Genomic DNA, 22,137 nt, shown 5'->3' on the forward strand with positions numbered 1-22,137 from the left:
CTATCAGCGCAGATGGTACTGCCACTATGGTGGGAGAGTATGTCACCGCCTTTCTTTTGAAAAACCTTCAACTTAAACGTTGAAGGTTTTTTTTTGTCAAAAACTTAAGGTTTATTGCTTTTATTGGGCTTTAAAGTAAGAGATAATAGTTGATTAAGTCATTAAGTTGCGGAGTAACTAAAAATACAATTATTGAAAGTTCTAAAAAACGATAGTACTCATTAAAAACTAATAATATTAAATACTTTTTAAGGTGATTTGTGAAAATGATTAAACTTTAAATAATTTAATTCTGATTTTTGAAATTTACACGGATTCTATGAGATTGTTTATTTTTATATTTTTAATAAAAAAATTTGTCAGAACCAAAATAGATACTATATTTGCAACCGCTTAGGGCAATTAGCTCAGTTGGTTCAGAGCACCTCGTTTACACCGAGGGGGTCGGGGGTTCGAATCCCTCATTGCCCACCAAAGTTTAAAAGCTTCCTTTTTGGGAAGCTTTTTTTATGCTTTTAATTTTTTCTTAAAAATCTAAATATTGTTTCATTAATTATATAGCACTTTTAATTTTGATCCATTAAGCGCTTATATTCTGTTCATCCAAGAAAAATTTAATAATATCAGCAGTTGAAACGATACCTACAATTTTTTTATTTTCAACAATAGGTACAGCATGATAATTTCCTTTTGCTAAAACACTTGCTACTTCCTGAATTGATGCATCTGTTGTTAGATAAAAAGGTTTAGGAGTCATTATATCTTTGACTTTTAATTTTTTATAAATGATGTGATCATCATTGATTCCAGCACCAGCAATATTGTACATAAAATCTACTAAACTAATCATTCCAACCAAATTTCCATTTTTAGTCACAGGTATGTGATGATGAAATTTTTTTTTCTCATAAATATGTTTTACATCTAAAAGGTTTTGTTCGGTTGAAACACAAACAACATTTTTAGTCATAATTGATGTTATAGGTTTTGATTTCATGATTTTGGTATTATTTTTCACTTTAAATTTAACGTAAAGTTGTAATCTCCAAAATGAGGAATATCATTTTAGAATTTTTTTTTTAATCATAAATTTAATAGTGACTTCTAAAATTCAAATCTTATGAAAACCAAATCAATATTAGAATTACTTACATTGAGCTCTAGCTTGTATATATTGGCGAGAGATACTGAACTTTTAAATAGAATTAAAGAATTATCAGAAAAAGGAATAGATGAAATTAATAAAATAGTTTCAGAGTCTAAATTGGATAAAAATGGTAATGAGTTAGAGTTTGTAGATAAGATTATTCTTAAAACTCTTGAACTTAAGGAAGAGTTAAATGATAATTTGGAAGAATTGGTGGTTAAGTTCTATAAAAAAATAAATGTAGCACATCTAGAAGAAATTAATGCACTCAATAAAAAAATTGAAAAATCGGATATGGCTATTGCATTATTAGAGGCTCGATTAAATAAATTAGAAGCAACATAAAATGGGAATTTTAAAAGGAATTAGAGATAATTTTAGATCGATCTCTAGATATAATCAAATATTAAGAGTCTTGATAAAATATGGCTACGAAGATTTGGTTTACTATCTAGATGAAAATAAGCGCTATACTTTTATTCAAAAATTAATTCCGAAGGCTTCACGAAAACATGCATTGTTATATACCAAATGGGCAAAAATGAGATTGGTTTGCGAAGAATTGGGACCCACTTTTATAAAGTTTGGTCAAATATTAAGCAATCGACCTGATTTAGTTCCTTTAGAATTAACTTTTGAGCTAGAGAAACTACAAGATAGTGTACCTCCAATGTCTAAAATGGGGGCAAAAGAAGTTGTTGAATTTGAATTAAAAGACACTGTTGAAAACTTATTTGCATGGTTTGATCTAATTCCTTTTGCTTCAGCATCAATGGCTCAAGTACATAAGGTAACGTTGCATTCGGGAAAAAGAGTGGCTTTAAAAGTACAAAGGGTAGGTATATTTGAAATTATAATGGAAGACATAAAGGTAATGTACAAAATTGCTGAAGTTTTAGAAAATAGAATTCCGTCTATAAAAAGTTTTGATCCTACTGGGCTAGTTAAAAATTTTGAATATGCTATATTGAAGGAGCTCGATTTTATAAATGAGTCTATCAATGTGGAACGTTTTTATAACAATTTAGAAGCAGATGAAGCTAAAGATCACTACTCATTAGCACCTAAAGTGTATCATGAATTTACAACATCAAAAGTATTAGCTTTAGAGTTTATTTCTGGTATTAAAATTGATAAAATTGAGGAATTACAAGCTCAGGGTTTTAATACAAAAACTATAGCTTATAGGTTAGCTGTTAGTTACTATAAACAAATTTTTGAATATGGTTTTTTTCATGCAGATCCTCATCCAGGGAATTTATTGGTACTCCTCAATGGAAAAATTGGTTATTTAGATTTTGGTATGATGGGAAGCATGCTGCCCAGAGATATTGCCATATTTGGAAAGTTATTTATTGCCGTTATAAACAAAGATGTAACTGAAATTATTAAAGCACTTCAAAAACTATCAAACCATATTGTGATACCAAATATGAGGAGTTTAGAATTTGATATTAATGAATTTGTAGAAAAATATTATGTGAGAACTGTTCATGAGAATGAAATGAGTACTATTTTATTGGAACTAAAAGATATTATTACGAACCATGGTTTAAAGGTGCCAACTTACTTTTTCCTTTTTGTACGATCATTGGTAACTCTTGAAGGAGTTATTAAAAAGTTAGATCCAGACTTTGATCAATTTGAAATAGTGAAACCGTATTTAATTAAAAGTACTACAAAAAAAATTAACCCAATAAAAATAGGAAAGAAGGTTGTAAACTCAATAATTGAATTTACCGATTATATGGAGGATTTTCCGGTAGATTTAAGAAATGCTATCAGAAAAATAAATTCAGGTCTTGTAAAAGTAGATTTAACACATATAGGTGTTGATCCAATGGTACATACCTTGCAACGTATTACAAAACAGTTGATTACCGCTTTTATTATGGTTGCTTTAATTTTAAGTGCCGCATTGTTTATTATTTATAAAGTTCATCCGCTATGGAAGGGTATTTCTGTGATTGGTATATTAAGTTTTTGTTTATCAATACTTTTTGGAATTAGAATGGTTATTAATATAAGAAAAGGCGATTATGATTATTAATACACAAAAGACACTATCGCAAAAGTAAGATTTTCGTCAACTCTAACTAAAATTTCTAAACTCAATCTTCGGTTTTTGTAGCCTATACTATTTTAAAAAATAAGTATGATGAGATTATGAAATGACTTCGACTCACTTAGTTGCCAATTCAGAATTGGGGGTTTAGAAATTTTCAGTTAGCCTCACAGTACTCTTAGGAAGCAAATTTGTTATGAATTTGAAAATGCTTTTTTAAAATGACTAAAGGCTTCGTTTATTTCTTTTTGAAAATGCTCTAATTTACTTTCTTCTTTTTTCTTCGAATATTTAGCTGTTATCTTGTCAATAAATGAATTGAACTCTTTTTTTCCTCTTTGAAATGAACTTTTTGTTTCTTTTTTCTCATTCTGGTATTTTTTCTCTAATATTTCAAGCTTAATTTTAAATTGTTCAATTTCAATTAAGGTTACGGCGTATATGCGATTTAAAGCTTTGTTATTTTTTATTTTAACTTCAATTTCATGAAGAGTTATAAGCAGTTGTTTTTTTTGTTTTTTAAAAGCATCAATAGTTTCAGCTTTTCCTAATACTAACTGTATATGTAACTCATCAAACTTAGCTTTCAAATCTTCAATATTTTCTTTTACCTCTTTAATTTTGTATTCACTATCATGAATAAATGAGTTAAATTCCTTTTTAACTTCCTCATACTTATCTTTAGCTTCAGCTTTGCCTAAAGCGGTTTTAACCTGAAATTCCTCTAAATTAACGGCAGCTTTTCTCAGTGCAACAATAACTTTATCTATAAATTGATTTGGATCTATATTTTTCATAATATTTTAGATTTATAATGAAACTAAATTTCAAAATATTTTTTTAAAAATGGAATGAGTAATATCATTTTACAAAAGTTTTTTAAATAAATATCACTTATACCAACTCCTTTTAATTGGCTATCTAAACTTTTCTAGGTGTTGTCTAATTGTTTGTGATAAAGAGGTTTTGATAGGTTTTGATATTTTTTTAACATAAGTCTTAAAATGATAAATTTCAGTAATATCATTGCTCAAATTTGATAATGGTCATTTGAATGTTCATAAAATAGTGTTCAATTTGTAAATAAGAGGTTCGTCTTTAAAATTTCAACAATGAAAAACACCATTTTAATAATAAGTCTTTTGTTTTTTTCAACAGGGTATTGTCAAAATATTGGTGAGCTGTATGAAAAATCAAAAGAAGCAGTGGTGCTTATTAAAACGTCTGAATCAGAGGTTGTTGGTGACGGGTATCAAAAATTAATGCTAAATGTGAAAGGAATAGGGTCAGGCTTCGTTGTTTCAAAAGATGGAGAAATAATGACAGCTTCTCACGTGGTTCAAACGGCTCAAAATATTATTGTAAAATTCTCAGATGGCGAAGAGATTTACGCAGAAGTAGTTAGTTCTTATCCGCCAGCTGATGTTGCTTTAATAAAATTAACTTCAGTAAAAAAAACACCTTTAAAAGTTGTTAAATTAAGCAACTCAGATAATGTTAAAGTGGGCGATCAAATTTTTGTGATTGGAGCGCCTTTTGGTTTAGGGAATTCGCTATCGGTTGGCTATGTTGGGGGAAGATATATTAATAAAATAGATGGAGGTTTTGTAATGGCAGAAGTTATCCAAACTGATGCGGCTATAAACGAAGGAAGTTCAGGAGCACCTATGTTTAATTTAAAGGGTGAAGTAGTTGGTATTTCTAGTTTTATATTAAGCAATTCAAAAGGATTTCAAGGTTTAGGTTTTGCTACAACATCAAATATTGCAAAAAACATTTTATTAGATGAGCGTTCTGTTTTTACAGGTATTGATGCGCATTTGATTACAGGTACACTGGCTAGAATTTTAAATATTCCTCAAGAAGGTGGTGTTTTAGTGCAAAAAGTAGCTAAATTTTCATTAGGTGATATGATGGGGATAGAAGGGGGGACTTCTAGAATTTATTTTGAAGGAGGTGAGTTAATAGTTGGAGGAGATATTATACTTTCTATTGAACATATTGCATTGACAAATCAAGAAAATTTACATAAGGCTTGGCAGCTTATTCAAAATTTAAATTCAGGAGATATTTTACAGTTTACAATTTTACGAAAGGGTACTGTTTTAAAAATTGCGAAAGCAATTCCTATATCAATTTTAAAATAATAAATAGTTTAAACAATATACAGCATCATTGAAAATTCAAGTACTTATGGTACAAATCATAAAAACACTCGTTCCTATCCTTCCAAATAGAAAGTTTTCTATTCTTGAAATTTTGATATATACAGTGCTAATTTCAATAGTGCTCTACTTTGGGCAAACACTTTTTATTCCGCTTAGTTTTTCAATGCTCATTAGTTTTATTCTTTATCCATTATGCAATTGGATGGAAAAAAAAGGAATCAATAAAACCGTGAGCATTTTATTATCTGTTTCTACGTTATTTGTGCTATTTACGGGTATTGCCTATTTACTATTTTTACAAATTGATGGATTTTTACAGGAGTGGCAAGCATTTAAGACTAAGTTTTTAGAATTTTTGGTGCAATTGGATGCTTTTTTGGAAGAACACTATAGCATAAGCACGAATGTCTTGTCTGAATTACCAGAAAAAATGATTAACAACTCTGGAACGCAAGTCTTTTATTCGCTAATTAACACTGCTTATTCAATTTCTATGACATTCTTTTTTCTGATTATTATTCCGGTTTTTTCGGTTTTTATACTTTATTATCGCCAGATGCTAACAAATGTGCTATACAATTTCTTCCCTTCAAATAAAAAAAATGACATTAGAGAAATCCTTACCGAAACAATTCATACCTATTATAATTTTGTAAAGGGGATGTTATTGGTTTATTTAATTGTAGGTATTTTAAATAGCATAGGTTTAGCTATTATGGGAATTCCAAACCCCATTGCTTACGGATTTATTGCTTCAATACTTACATTCATTCCGTATGTTGGAATTATTATTTCCTCGCTTTTACCAATTGCAATTTCCTGGGTAACATTTGATTCTATGTGGTATCCATTGGGTATAATTTTGGTTTTTACCATTGTTCAAATATTGGAAGCAAACATTATATTCCCTTTAGTTGTAGGTAATCGTTTAAAATTAAATCCGTTAGTTATTATTATTGTAATTATTTCTGGTGGAATTTTATGGGGAACTGCAGGTTTAATTTTATTCATTCCGTTTATAAGCATTGTAAAATTAATTGCCGATCGCACAGAAAGTTTAAAAACCTTGTCCTTATTATTAGGCGAAAACTTTCAATCAAGAAAAATGAATAAAGTGAAAAATAGTTCATTATAGAAGTTAATTGTATTTAGTTGTTTTTGGATGCTGTCGCATCTGTGAAAATCTATAAAAATGATATAAATCAATTTATTTACTTCATAAAGAGTAAAATTATGATATCCATTATTTATTTATAAATGTATTGTCAATAAATTTATACAAGTGTTCAAATAATTATTCTTAATGATAGATTGGTTTTTTGTTATTAGTTATGAAACATCTCTTTATATGATTTTTTGAAGTTAGGGTTCAATTTCATTTAATAAAAACGAATATCTCAATTTTTTTAAGAAACAGTTAATTTTTAGAAATTCTTAGAATAATTCCTATTTCAAATTTAAAATAATGAGTGGTCTAAAATTCAGTTCAATAGCAAATATTTTTTAAAATGATTAAAGTAAAAAAACACGGAGTTATTTTAGAGAAAACAGCCACTAGTTTTGAAAATGAAGGCATTTTTAATCCTGCAATATACCAAGATAATAATACAGTACATGTATTTTATAGAGCAGTTAGAAAGGGAAATTTTTCATGTATAGGCTATTGTAAATTAGACGGACCGCTAAAAGTAATTGAAAAGTTAAAGGAGCCTTTGCTTGTTCCTGAAACAAGTGAAGAGTTTAAAGGTATTGAAGATCCAAGAATAACAAAAATAGAAGATACCTATTATTTAACCTATACCGCTTATGATGGTATTAATGTTTTTGGAGCATACGCAACTTCAACAGATTTGAAAAATTTTGAAAAAAAAGGCATCATTACACCCAAATTTACTTTTGAAGAATATGCTGCATTGATAACAAAGAATTATGATCAAATAAAAAAAACACATTATTTGTTTTATGAACTTTTTTCTCGGTACAAAATTTCAGAATTAATGAAGGGTAAAATTTATGTTTGGGATAAAAATTTAGCTTTTTTTCCAAAGAAAATTCAAGGGAAATTTGCCGTATTACATAGGTTACACCCATCTATCCAGTTACTGTGTTTTAAAGACCCAAATGAGTTAACACACAGCTTTTGGGAAGAATATATTTCTAGTTTAGGAAAACATATTGTATTGCTACCAAAATTGAAACATGAAAATAGCCATATAGGTGCTGGTTGTCCTCCTATTGAAACAAAAAAAGGATGGTTAATTATATACCATGCAGCTCAAGCCACAACTAGTGGCTTAATTTACCATGCGTGTGCTGCTTTATTAGATATAAACAATCCTTTAAAAGTAATTGGAAGATTAAAACAACCTTTATTTTCTCCTACGGAAGAGTATGAATTAAAAGGAAACGTAAACAATGTTGTTTTTCCTACAGGAACAGCACTTTTTAATGATGAACTTTATATTTATTATGGAGCAGCAGATAGTTGTGTAGCTGTAGCTTCTTTAAATTTAAATAACCTATTGAATAAACTTTTAAAACAATAATAATGAAACAAGAATTACTAAAAACAAAAATTGCTTTTGTTACCACATTTCCGCCAACGCAATGTGGTATTGCTACATTTACAAAGGACCTTATTTCGGCCATAAATAATTCGTTTAACAAAACATTAAACTGTGTTATTTGTGAAATTGGCACAAAGACAAAAAAAACGGATGTAGTGGAATTTACATTAAATCCCAATATTAAAGAAGAATACAAATTAGTTGCTGAAGAAATTAATAACAATAGTGCAATTAAAATTGTGCATATTCAACATGAATTTGGGCTATTTGGTGGTTCTTACGGAAACTATTTAATTGCATTTTTAGAAACCATAAATAAACCAGTCACTTTTACATTTCACAGTGTAATACCTAAGCCTAATAACGAATTAAAACTGGTAGTAAATACGCTAATATCCAAGTCAAATTTGGTATTTGTAATGACAAAACAATCTCAAAAAATATTAATGGAAGATTATGATATTCCAGAGAATTTAATAATATATATACCTCACGGTACTCATATTGTAGATTATGAAAATACCAGTGAAATAAAAAAACAATTCAATTTAGAAAACCGTACTATACTTTCAACTTTTGGTCTTTTAAGTCATGGTAAAAGTATTGAAACAGCCTTGAAAGCATTACCTGATATTGTAGCGCATACACCCAATGTTTTATATTTAATAATTGGTAAAACACACCCAAATTCTATTAAAAATAATACCGATACATATCGCAATTATTTAGAAGAATTGGTTGAAGAATTACACCTTAAAAATCATGTACGCTTTATTGATAAGTATCTTGAAATTAATGAGTTGTTGGATTATTTGAGAGCAACAGATTTATATTTATTTACCTCAAAAGACCCAAACCAAGCCGTTAGCGGAACGTTTTCTTACGCTATGAGTTGTGCCTGTCCAATTGTAGCAACAGCAATACCACATACTAAAGAAGTGCTTACAGAAGATGCCGGTTTATTGGTAGCTATTGAAAATCATGAACAATTAGCCCAAGCCACTAAAAAGCTACTGGCAAATAAAGATTTACTGCAATCTATGGCAATTTCGGCATTTCAAAAAACAAGAGAATCTTCTTGGGAGAATGTTGCAATAAAACATGTGAACGCCTACAACAAATTGATTGATAAAAAAAGAGCCATAAAATATAATTATCCTCCAATAAAATTGAATCATCTTAAAAAAATGACGACGGAGTTGGGAATTATTCAATTTTGTAAAATATCTCAACCAGATCACTCGTCAGGTTATACGTTAGATGATAACGCTCGTGCTTTAATAGCAATGAGTTTGCATTATAAATTATTTCATAAAAAGGAAGATTTACAGCTTATAAATACGTATTTAAATTTTATTCTACGTTGTCAAAAACCATCAGGTACGTTTATAAATTATATTGATGAAAACAATTTTGAACATATTAAAAATAGCTATATAAATCTAGAAGATTCCAATGCAAGAGCTGTTTGGGCACTTGGAAAGGTAATTTCGTTGAAAGATTATTTACCTGAATATATTATAGATAAGGCGATTATTTGCTTTATGGATAGTTTGCCATGGGTAAAGAATATTTTATCTCCAAGAGCCATTGGTTTTGCAATTAAAGGATTGTATTTGTATTACTCAGTTACTAAACAGCCAGAAATTATATATGTTATTGAAAAATTAGCAAATAATTTAATCTCAAATTATGATTTAACTGAAACCAAGAATTGGAAATGGTTTGAAAATTATTTAACCTATGCCAATAGTGTTTTACCAGAGGCTATGTTGTATGCCTATTTAGTTACTGGAAAATCAAACTATAAAAGTGTAGCCATTGATTCCTTTGATTTTTTATTGTCTAAGCTATTTGTTAAGAATCAGTTTAAAGTGATTTCAAATAATGGATGGTTTCATAAAGGAATAGCATCTAATATGTACGGAGAACAACCTATTGATGTTTCTTACACCATACAAACATTAGAGTTGTTTTACAAAACAACAAAAGATATTACGTATAAAAATTTGCAAAAAAAAGCGTTTAATTGGTTTTTAGGAAAGAACCATTTAAATCAAACCATGTACAATCCAATAACCGGAGGATGTTATGACGGGTTAGAGAAAACGCATGTTAATTTAAATCAAGGAGCAGAATCAACTATTTGTTATCTTATTGCGCGACTTATCATGGAAAAAGAAACTGTTATAAAGCCAAAATATAGTAGAAATAGACGGGTAGTAAAACAATTTGAAATTGAAAATAATATTTAAAAAAGAGTCTTTAAAAATTAAATAGTACAGCCTATACGCTTCATAAACTGAGCCAATAATAAAGAACCAAATCCAAATAATAAAATGGTAGTTAATTTGTAGGTTGTTAATGGCGAAAGAGAAAGTGCAATTGCAACTGGAGGTGTAAAATAAGCAATGGAGGTTAATACAATGCATACTACAATTGCAACCCAAATCCATATATTTGAAGTTACTTCATTCTTAAAAAATGAGACATGACGTTTAGGTAAATTAAAAACATTTAGTAATTGAGCAAAAATTAAGGTAAAAAAGGCCATATTATTAATCTCATTGGTTGGTAATTTTAGGATATAATTTGAATATAATGTTATGCCTAAAACGCTCGCAGTTACGCACAATCCATAAATAATGGTGGCATTCCATAATTTAGCGGTCATAATAGGTTCATTAGGTAGTCTTGGAGGTTTTTTCATAAGATCTTTTTCACCTTTACCAAGTCCTAATGCCAAGGCAGGAAAGATATCGGTAATTAGGTTTAAAAATAATATTTGTAAAGGCAATAGCGGAGAAGGTAAATTCAACAATGCGGCAATACCTACTGAAATTATTTCGGCCAAATTACTAGATAATAAGTACACTACAAACTGACGAATATTTTGAAAAATAGCCCTTCCTTGGTGTATGGAAAGTTCTATAGATGTAAACTTATCATCCTTTAAAATAACATCTGCTGATGCTCTTGCCGCTTCTGTACCTCTTATACCCATGGCAATTCCTATGTCTGCTTTTTTTAAAGCGGGAACATCGTTTACACCGTCTCCAATCATTCCTACTATAGCATTGTTTTCTTGAAAAAGTGAAACAATTTCTAATTTTTGTTTTGGTATAACCCTTGCAAATACCACTGTATTTAATAATGCTTCTTTTTGTTTTTTAGAAAGTTGATCAATAGTTGAAAAATCTTTTCCTAAGGTTACAGATCCTTTTACAATAGGAGTTGGTAATAAGCCTATTTCTTGTGCAATTTTTTTAGCTGTCCCAGGATGATCTCCAGTCATCATAACAACACGAATTCCTGCATTTTTATAGGTAGTAATTGTAGCTTTCACATCTTTTCTTGCAGGATCTATAAAACCGATAATTCCAATAAAAGTAAGCTGTTGTAAAAAGTTTTCATACGCTGGAATTGTGTCTAAATCTTTATAAGCAAAGGCTAATACTCTTAACCCTTTCGAAGCTAAATTATCAACCTTTTTTATCCATTCTTCTTTATTATTAAAAGGAATTAGTTCACCATTTTTAATAATTGTATCGCAGCAGGCAGCAATGCTTTCAAAGGCTCCTTTCGCATATATTTTAAATTTTGTATTGTATTGGTTTACCGTCGCCATCATTTTACGTTCTGTATCAAAAGCAATTTCCATTTTTTCGGGATATTTTTTCTGCATGAGTTGGGGTTTGTAACCTATAAATTCGGCAAAATCAATTAAAGCTAAATCAATGGCATCTCCGTGTTTATGTTCATTAGAAAGCAGCACGTCATTGCATAAAATACCCGTGAGTATCATTTCTTCATATTCCTTTGTGTTTTTTTCTTCAATGTTGAAATTATTTTTTTTATTGAAATTGTTTTCAAATACAAGTGCATGTACCTTCATTTTATCTTCAGTAAGGGTTCCTGTTTTATCTGTGCAAATTATAGTGGTTGCTCCCAACGTTTGAACAGCTTCTAATTTTTTAATAATCACTTGCTTTTTAGAGAGCCTTAACATGCCTTGTGCCAGGGCAATTGTTGCTACAATAGGCAAACCTTCAGGAATGGAAGCTACGGCCAAAGCAATCCCAGTTTGAAGCATTAAAATAAAATTATTCCCCCTAAAATATCCAGTTATTATAATAAGAATGGTTAAAATAAGGGTTAATAAAATAAGGTGTTTACTTAAATTATTTAACTTTTTTTCTAAGGGTGTTTGTCTTTTTTTTGAACTAATTCCTAATTGTTGAATTTCACCAAGTTGGGTATTTTTTCCGGTTGCTATAACAATTGCTTTGGCCATTCCTTTAGTTACTAATGTACCTCTAAAAACCATATTATTCAATTCAGAAATAGGGGTATTGGGTGGTAATACAGCTATTTTTTTTTCAATAGGAAAACTTTCACCAGTTAAAACAGCTTCTTTTACGGTTAAGTTTTCGGAATAAATTAAACGTGCATCAGCAGTAACTACATCTCCAGCTTCCAAAATAACAATATCTCCAGGAACAAGTAATGAAGACTTCAAATGTAACAAGATGCCATCTCGTAAAACTTTTGTGATTGATTGCCCCATTTTTTGAAGCGTTTCTAAAGAACGTAACGCTTGTAATTCCATAAAAAAACCAATCGCAACAGTAATTATTATCACAATAATAATGGCAATTCCTTCTAGCCAATCTCTAAAAACCAACGCCAAGAACGCTGCAATTAATAGAATGTATATAATAGGATTCAAAAGCTGCTCAAAAAGAATAGTAAAAGGGCTTTTTGATTTTTCTTCAGGTAATTTGTTTTTGCCAAATAGATCAATTCGGACTTTTACCTGTTTGGCCGTTAAACCTAAAGTTAAATCACTTTCTAATTGTTTAACAACTTCTGAAGGTATTAAAGTTTGCGGATTTTGAATTATTTTTTGAGATGCTAATGCCATTTAAGTTTGATGAATGAATGTCAGTTTAAATGATTAAGGTATCGCTAACAGTCGGTTTAATAAATGATGGCCATCAGTTGAATGTGTTAAATGTTTTTTAACGAAATATATTTATTTTTTAAAAACACTAGCATTAAGGTTAAAATAGCGCCTGTTTTAAAGGCGCTATACTTTAACATTTTAATTCAAAACGGATTTTTAAATGAATTTTTTGAATAAAAACGGTAGACTTGATGTGTATCATTTTGTCTTTTTTATATAGTAGTTAATTTTACAATGATTAAAAGTTATAATGTTTAATTTAAATTTTTTTATTATGAAAAGTGATAGTGCAATTAAAGAAGATGTTCTTGATGAATTAATGTGGCAACCAAATATTGATGAGACTCAAATTGGAGTTATTGTTGAAAATAGTGTAGTAACACTAACAGGAATTGTTGATAGTTATTCTAAAAAACTAGCCGCTGAAAAAGCTGTAAAAAATGTAAAAGGTGTTAAAGCCGTAGCTGATGATATTGAGGTTAAATATGGTGCAGCATACAAAAAAACGGATAAAGAAATAGCCAAAGCAGCTGTAAATGCTTTAAAATGGAACGCATCTGTACCTGAAGACAAAGTTACTATTGAAGTGCGTGATGGTTGGGTTTATTTATCAGGAGAACTTAAATGGTTTTACCAAAAAGAAGCAGCAGTAAAATCAATTGAAGCTTTATTAGGTGTTAAAAAAGTAGTAAATAATATTACGTTAAAACAAGCTATAGAACCTACGGAAATTAAATCTAAAATAACCAAAGCATTTGAACGTTTGGCAGATATAGATGCCAAGAATATTCAAGTTGATGTTGAAGGTCATACAGTGAAATTAAAAGGAAAAGTTCACTCGTATGTTGAAAAAGATGAAGCTAAAAAAACTGCCTATGCAGCACCAGGTGTTTATGAAGTTGAAAACGAGATTGAAGTAGTGCTATAACTTCAATTTTATACAAAAAAAGTGAGACTGTTTAATTTATTTTTTCAGTCTCGTTTTTTTGAAAAACGAATTTCAATAGTTATTGAACCTATAAAAATAAACTCATGAATATTATTTCATGGAATATCAATGGAATTAGAGCAATTACTAAAAGTAATTTTTACGATTGGGTGTTAAAACTTAATCCAGATATTTTATGCCTGCAGGAAACAAAAGCAACAAATGAGCAAACAATTCAATTATTAAAAGCTTTTGAAAACTTTAATATTTTTTCTAATTCAGCTGATAAAAAGGGGTATTCTGGCACTGCTTTACTAAGTAGAATAAAACCAATAGTAGTAACAAGGTCTAATGAGTTTATGAAAATTGACAAAGAGGGAAGAGCTATTTGTGCGGAGTTTTCAAACTTTTTTTTAATAAATGTATATACTCCAAATTCTGGACTAAAATTGAAAAGACTTGATTATAGAAAAACATGGGATTCGGATTTTTTAAAGTATATAACGCGCTTAAAAAAACAAAAACCGGTACTTATTTGTGGTGATTTAAATGTAGCCCATCAGGCAATTGATTTAAAAAATGATAAGGCAAACTACAATAAAATTGCAGGATATACTCAAGTTGAAATTGATGGGATAAACAATGTTTTAAATAGTGGTTTTGCGGATTCTTTTAGGCATTTATATCCTCATAAAATAGCATATACCTTCTGGAATTATCGATTCAATGCAAGAGCTAACAATAGTGGTTGGCGTATAGATTATATTTTAGTTGACGATGTTTTAAAGAATCGAATAAAAGAAGCTAGCATATTTTCTGATGTTCTAGGATCAGACCATTGTCCAATAGGTATAGAACTAGATTTACCTTTTGTTTAAATAAAAATATCGAGGTTTTTAGCCTCGATATTTTAATTCGTTTTCATAAAACAATAAATTCCCCTTTTAAAGAAATTACGAAATTTCAATTACTTTTGGTTTTTGTTTTTTTGCTTCTTCTTTTTTAGCTAAACTAAATCTTAAGATTCCATTGTCGTATTTTGCTTTTATTTTTTCATCAGCAATGCTATCAGGTAATTGTAAAGATCTTTCAAAAGATGTGGCGCTAAACTCTTTACGAGTATAATTTTCACCTTTTTTTTCTTTGGTTTCTTCTTTCTTTGCTGAAATATTTAAACAACCATCGTCAATGGTAACTTCAAAATCTTTCTTATTGTATCCAGGTGCTGCCAATTCAATTTCAAACTCATCTTTTGTTTCTTTGATATTCAAAGCAGGTTCATTCATTTTTTTTAACCAAAGTTTATCGTTGAATAAATTGTTTGTGTTAAAATCTAAAAAATCTGGTGTAAGCAAATTTTCTAACGGACTTTTTCTAAATTTTACTAGTGACATAATTATATATTTTAAATTAAACTTATTATTTACTCAAATGTATTTCTAATATCAATTTCTCGAAATGATTTCCCTCAATTTCAAGGGAATTAATAAATGATTTTTTTCACGAAATACAATGGTAAGTTTAAGTACTGTTTTTAGAATTGGGCACAAAAAAAACAGGAAGCCTTAGCTTCCTGTTTTCTAAAGGGTTTAATATGTTAACAATAGCTACGTAATTTCTTATGTTATTCTTAACTTAATAAAACTGAAATTAGTCTTTGTAATTATTAAATACCTTAACCCTTCATTTCAATCTCCATCGTTTTTCAAGAATGAAGATTTAATTTTTTAGAAACAGGAAGCCTAAACTTCCTGTTTCCTGAAGCATTTACAGCTTTTTAATACTTTCAAACAATTTCAATATCAAGTTATTACTAAAATAATATTAAAACCATTTTGCCATACCAAACGCTTTTAAATCCTTCATTTCAATCTCCATTTTTTTTCAAGAATGAAGATTTAATTTTTTAGAAACAGGAAGCCTAAACTTCCTGTTTCCTGAAGCATTTACAGCTTTTGAATACTTTCAAACAATTTCAACATCAAGTTATTTCTAAAATAATATTAAAACCATTTTACCATACCAAATGCTTTTAAATCCTCCATTTCAATCTCCATCGTTTTTCAAGAATGAAGATTTAATTTTTTAGAAACAGGAAGCCTAAACTTCCTGTTTCCTGAAGCATTTACAGCTTTTTAATACTTTCAAACAATTTCAACATCAAGTTATTTCTAAAATAATATTAAAACCATTTTGCCATACCAAATGCTTTTAAATCCTCCATTTCAATCTCCATCGTTTTTCAAGAATGAAGATTTAATTTTTTAGAAACAGGAAGCCTAAACTTCCTGTTTCCTGAAGCATTTACAGCTTTTTAATACTTTCAAACAATTTCAACATCAAGTTATTTCTAAAATAATATTAAAACCATTTTGCCATACCAAATGCTTTTAAATCCTTCATTTCAATCTCCATTTTTTTTCAAGAATGAAGATCTATTTTTTAGAAACAGGAAGCCTAAACTTCCTGTTTCCTCCTGAAAAGACTTTGGTAACTTAGTGATATTGAAATAATCTTTCAAAAAATTTTTATCTCTAAAAATTAGAATGATAACCTACAACTTCCATCAAAAAGTAGCTAAACCTCCTCAGTATAATTTACATATTGTTTCAAAGAGCTTTTAATTAATACATCAAATTTAAGAGTTAAATAACTGTTGTTTTATGATGGACATCATTTTCGTATATGATTGATGTCAGAATTACTATTTATTTGAATTTTTAGTCATTGTTGGCTTTTAATTCAGTAAGGAGTGCTTCTAAATTTACAGTCGCAAATGAAGAAGCATAGTCAGACATTGCATACGGAATGCAAAGGATGCCATTATGAATTATTGAGCCACAAGAATAGATTACATTAGGTACATAACCCTCTCTTTCTATTTCATTTGGAATCATTAACGGCATGTTTAAGCGTCCAATTTCTATCTCAGGATTGTCTAAATCAAATAAGGATGCGCCCATTACATACTCTCTCATTTGCCCCACAGCGTGGGTAATTACAAGCCATCCATCTTTTGTTTCAATAGGAGATCCACAGTTACCAACCTGAACAAATTCCCAAGGATATTTTGGTTTTTGCAATAATTTAGCCTCATTCCATCTATTCAAATCGTCGGAAAACGAGATGTAATTATTGATGCCATCAATTCTACAAAGCATTGCAAACTTTCCATTTATTTTTCGTGGAAACAACGCCATTCCTTTATTTCTACCTACTTGACCATTTATTGGTGTAATTTTAAAATGGTAAAAGTTTTTAGTGGTCATTAATTTAGGTAAAATGGTAATTCCATCATAAGCAGTATACGTAGCATAGTAAGTTATTTCGCCATTATCATCCGTGAATTTTACAAACCTAGCATCTTCAATTCCATTTTTTTCATTGTCAGAAATTGGAAAAATAACCCTTTCGGAAATATCAGTATCTAATGAAAATATAATTTCATAATGAGAAGATGCTAACCACATAATTTCATCACAAAGTATTTCACCTGATAAGCATAAATTAAGTTCTTTTTTTGTTGTTTTTACAACTCGATCCAATTCACCATAAGAAAAATCTTCAGGGAGTTTAGAAAAGATGTTGGATTTTATTTCTTGATCATTTTCATGCAATTCAGAAAGTTCAGAAAAAAAATGTTTTTTATTATAAGCATGTCTTTTTATGTTTTTTGCTTCATTTAACATTTTGCCAGAACCTTTAACTTGTAAGTTACAGTTTTCGTCAAGTATTCCTCCTCTAAACACAATGGATGAAATATGACCTTCTCCAGTAGCTCTAAAGCTAAAAATGACTCTTTTCTCTCCTTTTTGCACCACACTTTGATCTGGATCTTCAACCATAGATGGGTTGAAAAATGCTGCCGATTCAATTGAATATTCTTTTGTGAAATAGGAGCCAATGAGCGTTTTCATTACATTGCTAATATCATGTGTGTTGATATTGAGTTCCTTTAAAAGATGCGATAACTTATTGAAATGATGTTCAAATATGCTTGAAATATTCCGATGACGTTTAGAGTAACCTCTAAGTACCTTTACCAATTCTTCTTTAGCTTGCTCTTCTGATAGTTCAAGAATTTTTAGAATAATCCCTTTACTTTTTTCATCACCAGAATAATTAAATCGGGCAATTACTCTGCTAGAATCTGGACTGAAAACGATGTTTTTTCTATTAACTTTTATTTGCATTTACCAGAGTGTTTTTTGGATATAAAAATTGATTAATCATATAAATTAAGAGTAAAAAGCAGTTTAAAATAAACTAAACTAAACTGCTTCTGTCAAATAATAGAACTTCTAGTGTTGAACACTAAATTACAGCCTACTGAGCCTGATGATTAGGTAAAATTTATTCATCTAAAATTCCAAAACAAACTTTAGTGTTCACTCTAAATTCACTAATTTTATTATTAGTTACTTTTACCTGCATTTCTTTTACATACACAGATTTAATGTTTTTTACAGATTTTGATGCTTCATTTACTACATTTTGTACCGCATCTTCAAAACTTACTGTGGAATTCCCTAATACTTCTATAACTTTTAAAACTGACATAATATGTTATTTTTATGATTAATATGCTATGAAATTAGGGGTGATTACTGAGCTGTCAAATGATTTTCATCAATTTCAGTTTCTTTTTCAATATTTTTAGTGCTCTTTTTTTGTTATATTTTAATATCTAAAAATAGCGTTCAATGGTCTGCCTTTTACAGGCATCTCTTCAGGGTCTAACATAAACACATTCCCCTTATTTAAAAATGTTTGCACCGCAGCCAAGTTGGTAAGTGAACTATTTTGAATTTCTTTTTTAGTGTCTAATAGTAGTTTTCCGTTTTCAATATTATATAGGCCAAATTCATCTGAGTTTTTTTCAACAAATAAGGTGTCTATTTTCCCTGAAAGCGCTGCGGGAATAATTTCATTTATTTGGTATGATGTTTTAGGGGTGTGGTATAATTCCTGAAATTGAGTTAGTTGCTGTTTTTTAGTTGCTTCAAAATAAGGCTTTATTAATTTTAAAGAGGCTTCATGTAAGTCTGTTTTATTTTTAAATTCGGGATCGCCTTTACAATTTTTAGCATAAAGGTTTGGATACGTGTTTACTTGCTTGTAGGTGTTAAATACGTTATTTGTACTCGCAATAATTAAAGGAGCTTTTTTGTTTGTAATAGCTTGGTTTACTGCTTTGTCAATAATATTTAAGAAATTTAATATTTCCTTTTGGTCATCATCTTTACCTTCACCGTGTCCATGAAAGGAACCAGTACTAAATGCATCCTGACCACTTCTAAATTGTAACATTTTTTGTTTGAAATCAAATCCTACGGCTTTTTCCAAGGTGTCTGGCGCTAAACTTTTAATGTGAAGGTTGGTTAAGCCAAATGCTGAAGCTTCATATAATTTTACATAATCCTGACTCAATTCAAGTAAATAATAAATTTCTTCCTCTTGAAATAAGGGGAGCAAAGGTGTTAAATAAAAGGAGCTTGCTACTTGTGTTTTAGCAATAAAAGGAATAGGAAGTGTATAATAATTCAACCCTTTTTTGTTTAAAAAAATAGCCAAACCTTCTGATGGGTTTCTCCATAGTTCAATATCAGTAATTAACGCTTCAATAGGTTTTAAATAAGCAATTATTTCAGGATCACTTAGTTGGTATTTTTGAAGTGTTTTATGCACATCTTTAATACATTTTTTTAATACCTCTTGGGCTAAGTGTTCATTTTGCTCTTTCCCTTTTTTATGCATAGGAACATATATTGAAACACAATGTAGCGCATGATTTGCTGCTAAAGTCTCAAAAGTTTTTATTGGTAACGGATGATATTTAGAAGTATTCATAATTTGTTGTTTTTAAGTTATATATAAAACTTGAGTTTTTTTTTAATAGTGAATTGAATTAATGCATATCAAGAACCTTTTTTTGTTCGGCTTTATTTGTGTTTTCAATACCTTTCAACAATGCGTCAGGATTGAATGAAATACTATCAATTTCTTGGTTTACTAAGAACTCAGCAAAATCTGGGAAATCACTTGGAGCTTGTCCACAAAAACCTATTTTAGTAGTTGTTTTATGCGCTTTTTCAATGGCCATTGCAATCATAGTTTTAGCAGCTTTGTCATGCTCGTCAAACAATTCGTTCATAAATTCAGAATCTCTGTCAACTCCTAATGTGAGTTGTGTTAAATCATTAGATCCAATAGAAAAGCCATCAAATATTGTTGCAAAATCTTCGGCTAAAATTACATTGCTAGGTATTTCAACCATGGTATAAACTTCCAATCCATTTTTACCTTGTTCTAATTCAAAATCAGTCATAATTTTAATCACTTTTTTGCCTTCTTCAACAGTTCTACAGAAAGGAATCATTACTTTTAGATTGCTTAACCCCATATGTTCTCTAACTTTTTTTATGGCTTTACATTCCAATCCAAAACCATCTTTATATAACTCATGATAGTATCTTGAGGCACCTCTAAAACCTAACATAGGATTTTGTTCTTTTGGTTCAAATTGTTTTCCACCAATTAAATTTGCGTACTCATTGGTTTTAAAATCACTCATTCTAACAATTACTTCCTTCGGATAAAAAGCAGCCGCAATTGTTGCAATTCCTTCAGCAAGTTGATCAATAAAATAGGTTTCTTTATTGGTGTAATTCTCAGTTAGTTTTTCAATTTCTTTTTTAGCATTTGCATCTTTAAGTTCATTAAATTTAATCAAAGCCATAGGGTGAATTTTTACGCTGTGGGTGATTATAAATTCCATACGCAATAAACCAACACCATTATTTGGATAAGCAGCCAATTGAAATGCTTTATCAGGATCTGCCAAAATTAATTTCATTTCAGTTTTCGGCATTTTAATCGCTGAAAAATCAAGTGCTTTTTTTTCAAAAGGGAGGTTGCCTTTATAAATGTATCCAGTTTTGCCTTCAGCACAAGAAATAGTGATGATATGTCCATTGGCAATTGTTTCAGTAGCATTGCCACAGCCTACAACTGCTGGTACTCCTAATTCCCTTGCAACTATGGAGGCGTGACTTGTTCGTCCTCCTTTATTTGTAATAATTCCACCCGATTTTTTTAAAATTGGGTCCCAATCTGGAGTAATGGTATTTGTGACAATAATTTCCCCTTCTTGCAATTTAGAAGCATCTTTTGGAGCATTTAAAACCCTGGCTGTTCCTACAATTATTTTAGATCCTACAGCATTTCCTGTGCTAAGAATTTCGCTTTTTTCAATCAATTTATATTCAAAAAACACCTTTTTATTTTTTGTTTGATGCACTGTTTCAGGACGTGCTTGTATAATGTATAATTGATTGTTAACACCATCTTTAGCCCATTCAATATCCATCGCTTTTTTATAGTGTTCTTCAATTATCAAGGCCCATTTAGCGAGTTGTTGTATTTCATCATCTTCTAAAACAAATTGTTTTTGTTTGTTTAAAGGTGTTTCAAGATTTAGCAAAGAAGAATGACTATTAGATTCGGCATAAACCATTGTTTTTTCTTTTGAACCCAGTTTTTTTTGAATGATTCCTTTTTTACCGAGTTTAAGGGTAGGCTTAAACACATAAAATTCATCAGGTGTTACCGTTCCTTGAACAATATTTTCGCCCAAACCCCAAACTCCTGAAAGTAAGATAATGTTTTCGAATCCAGATTCTGGCTCTAAAGTAAATCCAACGCCCGAGCAGCCAATATCTGAGCGAACCATTTTTTGAATGCCTACAGATATCGAAATATCACTGTGAATAAACCCTTTGTCTTCTCTATACTTAATGGCTCGGTTTGTGTATAAGGAAGCAAAGCAATTTTTAACAGCAGTTAGTAAATTTTCTTCACCTAAAATATTCAAAAACGATTCATGTTGTCCTGCAAAACTCGCTTCAGGAAGATCTTCAGCAGTTGCACTACTTCTAACAGCAACTTCAAAATAAGAACCTTCGCATAAAGTTTTATAAGCATCAACAATAGCTGTTGAAAATTCACTTGAAAAAGTAGCGTTTAAAATTAAATCTCTGGCTTTTTTACCAATATCATTTAAATTTGAGTAATCGTTTCGGTTTAATTGACTTAAATTATTGTTGAGTGCAATTTGTAAATTATTTTCATTTAAAAATTCATTAAAGGCAAAAGAAGTGGTGGCAAACCCATTAGGAACAGAAATCCCTTCATGAACCAATTCATTATACATTTCACCCAATGAGGCGTTTTTACCTCCAACAAGTGCTACATCATGTATGCCTATTTCGCTAAATTTTTTTATGAATGATTTCAT

The 22,137-nt window shown here is 29.7% G+C and carries 16 protein-coding genes and 1 tRNA gene; 9 read left to right on the top strand and 8 right to left on the bottom strand.

Annotation, left to right across the window (positions count from 1 at the left end):
• The first annotated feature begins 396 nt into the window (after window positions 1-396).
• Window positions 397-474: transfer RNA gene (locus CHB67_RS14040), tRNA-Val, on the top strand.
• A gap of 106 nt (window positions 475-580) precedes the next feature.
• On the opposite strand, the gene CHB67_RS14045 is transcribed toward CHB67_RS14040, so the two are convergent.
• Complete coding sequence (locus tag CHB67_RS14045) at window positions 581-997, bottom strand: CBS domain-containing protein (protein ID WP_089382429.1); 417 nt, start codon at window positions 995-997, stop codon at window positions 581-583.
• A gap of 123 nt (window positions 998-1,120) precedes the next feature.
• On the opposite strand from CHB67_RS14045, the gene CHB67_RS14050 reads away from it, so the two are divergent.
• Together CHB67_RS14050 and CHB67_RS14055 are read left to right on the top strand one after the other, a co-directional pair.
• Window positions 1,121-1,492, top strand: coding sequence for a hypothetical protein (locus tag CHB67_RS14050; RefSeq protein ID WP_089382430.1), 372 nt, complete (start codon window positions 1,121-1,123; stop codon window positions 1,490-1,492).
• A gap of 1 nt (window position 1,493) precedes the next feature.
• On the top strand, window positions 1,494-3,197 hold the full coding sequence (locus tag CHB67_RS14055) for an ABC1 kinase family protein (RefSeq protein WP_089382431.1): 1,704 nt from the start codon (window positions 1,494-1,496) through the stop codon (window positions 3,195-3,197).
• 209 nt (window positions 3,198-3,406) lie between these two features.
• Here the strand turns inward: CHB67_RS14055 and CHB67_RS14060 are convergent, their stop codons facing one another.
• On the bottom strand, window positions 3,407-4,009 hold the full coding sequence (locus CHB67_RS14060; protein ID WP_089382432.1) for a hypothetical protein: 603 nt from the start codon (window positions 4,007-4,009) through the stop codon (window positions 3,407-3,409).
• A gap of 315 nt (window positions 4,010-4,324) precedes the next feature.
• Here CHB67_RS14060 and CHB67_RS14065 point away from each other — a divergent pair, with 315 nt between their 5' ends.
• From CHB67_RS14065 to CHB67_RS14080, 4 genes are all read left to right on the top strand, one after another.
• On the top strand, window positions 4,325-5,359 hold the full coding sequence (locus tag CHB67_RS14065; RefSeq protein WP_089382433.1) for a S1C family serine protease: 1,035 nt from the start codon (window positions 4,325-4,327) through the stop codon (window positions 5,357-5,359).
• Between the two features lie 46 nt (window positions 5,360-5,405).
• Window positions 5,406-6,515, top strand: coding sequence for an AI-2E family transporter (locus CHB67_RS14070; protein WP_089382434.1), 1,110 nt, complete (start codon window positions 5,406-5,408; stop codon window positions 6,513-6,515).
• Between the two features lie 373 nt (window positions 6,516-6,888).
• The gene (locus CHB67_RS14075; protein WP_089382435.1) at window positions 6,889-7,926 is read left to right on the top strand and encodes a glycoside hydrolase family 130 protein; all 1,038 of its coding nucleotides are present in this window, start codon (window positions 6,889-6,891) and stop codon (window positions 7,924-7,926) included.
• Between the two features lie 2 nt (window positions 7,927-7,928).
• The gene (locus CHB67_RS14080) at window positions 7,929-10,202 is read left to right on the top strand and encodes a glycosyltransferase (RefSeq protein WP_089382436.1); all 2,274 of its coding nucleotides are present in this window, start codon (window positions 7,929-7,931) and stop codon (window positions 10,200-10,202) included.
• 17 nt (window positions 10,203-10,219) lie between these two features.
• On the opposite strand, the gene CHB67_RS14085 is transcribed toward CHB67_RS14080, so the two are convergent.
• Window positions 10,220-12,871, bottom strand: coding sequence for a cation-translocating P-type ATPase (locus CHB67_RS14085; RefSeq protein ID WP_089382437.1), 2,652 nt, complete (start codon window positions 12,869-12,871; stop codon window positions 10,220-10,222).
• 316 nt (window positions 12,872-13,187) lie between these two features.
• On the opposite strand from CHB67_RS14085, the gene CHB67_RS14090 reads away from it, so the two are divergent.
• Both CHB67_RS14090 and CHB67_RS14095 read left to right on the top strand, forming a co-directional pair.
• Window positions 13,188-13,841: a BON domain-containing protein gene (locus CHB67_RS14090; RefSeq protein WP_089382570.1), complete on the top strand. Its 654-nt coding sequence runs from the start codon at window positions 13,188-13,190 to the stop codon at window positions 13,839-13,841.
• Between the two features lie 104 nt (window positions 13,842-13,945).
• The gene (locus tag CHB67_RS14095) at window positions 13,946-14,719 is read left to right on the top strand and encodes an exodeoxyribonuclease III (protein WP_089382438.1); all 774 of its coding nucleotides are present in this window, start codon (window positions 13,946-13,948) and stop codon (window positions 14,717-14,719) included.
• Window positions 14,720-14,794: 75 nt separating this feature from the next.
• Here the strand turns inward: CHB67_RS14095 and CHB67_RS14100 are convergent, their stop codons facing one another.
• From CHB67_RS14100 to ppsA, 5 genes are all read right to left on the bottom strand, one after another.
• Window positions 14,795-15,235 (bottom strand): Hsp20/alpha crystallin family protein, encoded by a 441-nt coding sequence (locus CHB67_RS14100; protein ID WP_089382439.1) that lies wholly within the window; start codon window positions 15,233-15,235, stop codon window positions 14,795-14,797.
• 1,326 nt (window positions 15,236-16,561) lie between these two features.
• A complete protein-coding gene (locus tag CHB67_RS14105; RefSeq protein WP_089382440.1) occupies window positions 16,562-18,034 on the bottom strand; it encodes a glycoside hydrolase family 130 protein in 1,473 nt (490 codons plus the stop codon).
• 160 nt (window positions 18,035-18,194) lie between these two features.
• Window positions 18,195-18,401 carry a dodecin family protein gene (locus CHB67_RS14110; RefSeq protein ID WP_089382441.1) on the bottom strand — a complete coding sequence of 69 codons (207 nt, stop codon included), beginning with the start codon at window positions 18,399-18,401 and terminating at the stop codon, window positions 18,195-18,197.
• A 120-nt stretch (window positions 18,402-18,521) separates the two neighbouring features.
• The gene (locus tag CHB67_RS14115; RefSeq protein WP_089382442.1) at window positions 18,522-19,691 is read right to left on the bottom strand and encodes a baeRF7 domain-containing protein; all 1,170 of its coding nucleotides are present in this window, start codon (window positions 19,689-19,691) and stop codon (window positions 18,522-18,524) included.
• Between the two features lie 58 nt (window positions 19,692-19,749).
• The gene (gene ppsA / locus CHB67_RS14120; protein WP_089382443.1) at window positions 19,750-22,137 is read right to left on the bottom strand and encodes a phosphoenolpyruvate synthase; all 2,388 of its coding nucleotides are present in this window, start codon (window positions 22,135-22,137) and stop codon (window positions 19,750-19,752) included.

This window comes from Lutibacter agarilyticus (assembly GCF_900188235.1).
GTDB lineage: Bacteria > Bacteroidota > Bacteroidia > Flavobacteriales > Flavobacteriaceae > Lutibacter > Lutibacter agarilyticus.

Coding starts and splice junctions, on each gene's coding strand:
- CHB67_RS14085 (WP_089382437.1), bottom strand. CDS start 12,871: ATGGCATTAGCATCTCAAAAAATAATTCAAAATCCGCAAACTTTAATA.
- CHB67_RS14115 (WP_089382442.1), bottom strand. CDS start 19,691: ATGAATACTTCTAAATATCATCCGTTACCAATAAAAACTTTTGAGACT.
- CHB67_RS14110 (WP_089382441.1), bottom strand. CDS start 18,401: ATGTCAGTTTTAAAAGTTATAGAAGTATTAGGGAATTCCACAGTAAGT.
- CHB67_RS14060 (WP_089382432.1), bottom strand. CDS start 4,009: ATGAAAAATATAGATCCAAATCAATTTATAGATAAAGTTATTGTTGCA.
- CHB67_RS14075 (WP_089382435.1), top strand. CDS start 6,889: ATGATTAAAGTAAAAAAACACGGAGTTATTTTAGAGAAAACAGCCACT.
- CHB67_RS14055 (WP_089382431.1), top strand. CDS start 1,494: ATGGGAATTTTAAAAGGAATTAGAGATAATTTTAGATCGATCTCTAGA.
- CHB67_RS14070 (WP_089382434.1), top strand. CDS start 5,406: ATGGTACAAATCATAAAAACACTCGTTCCTATCCTTCCAAATAGAAAG.
- CHB67_RS14050 (WP_089382430.1), top strand. CDS start 1,121: ATGAAAACCAAATCAATATTAGAATTACTTACATTGAGCTCTAGCTTG.
- CHB67_RS14080 (WP_089382436.1), top strand. CDS start 7,929: ATGAAACAAGAATTACTAAAAACAAAAATTGCTTTTGTTACCACATTT.
- CHB67_RS14095 (WP_089382438.1), top strand. CDS start 13,946: ATGAATATTATTTCATGGAATATCAATGGAATTAGAGCAATTACTAAA.
- CHB67_RS14100 (WP_089382439.1), bottom strand. CDS start 15,235: ATGTCACTAGTAAAATTTAGAAAAAGTCCGTTAGAAAATTTGCTTACA.
- CHB67_RS14090 (WP_089382570.1), top strand. CDS start 13,188: ATGAAAAGTGATAGTGCAATTAAAGAAGATGTTCTTGATGAATTAATG.
- CHB67_RS14045 (WP_089382429.1), bottom strand. CDS start 997: ATGAAATCAAAACCTATAACATCAATTATGACTAAAAATGTTGTTTGT.
- ppsA (WP_089382443.1), bottom strand. CDS start 22,137: ATGAAATCATTCATAAAAAAATTTAGCGAAATAGGCATACATGATGTA.
- CHB67_RS14065 (WP_089382433.1), top strand. CDS start 4,325: ATGAAAAACACCATTTTAATAATAAGTCTTTTGTTTTTTTCAACAGGG.
- CHB67_RS14105 (WP_089382440.1), bottom strand. CDS start 18,034: ATGCAAATAAAAGTTAATAGAAAAAACATCGTTTTCAGTCCAGATTCT.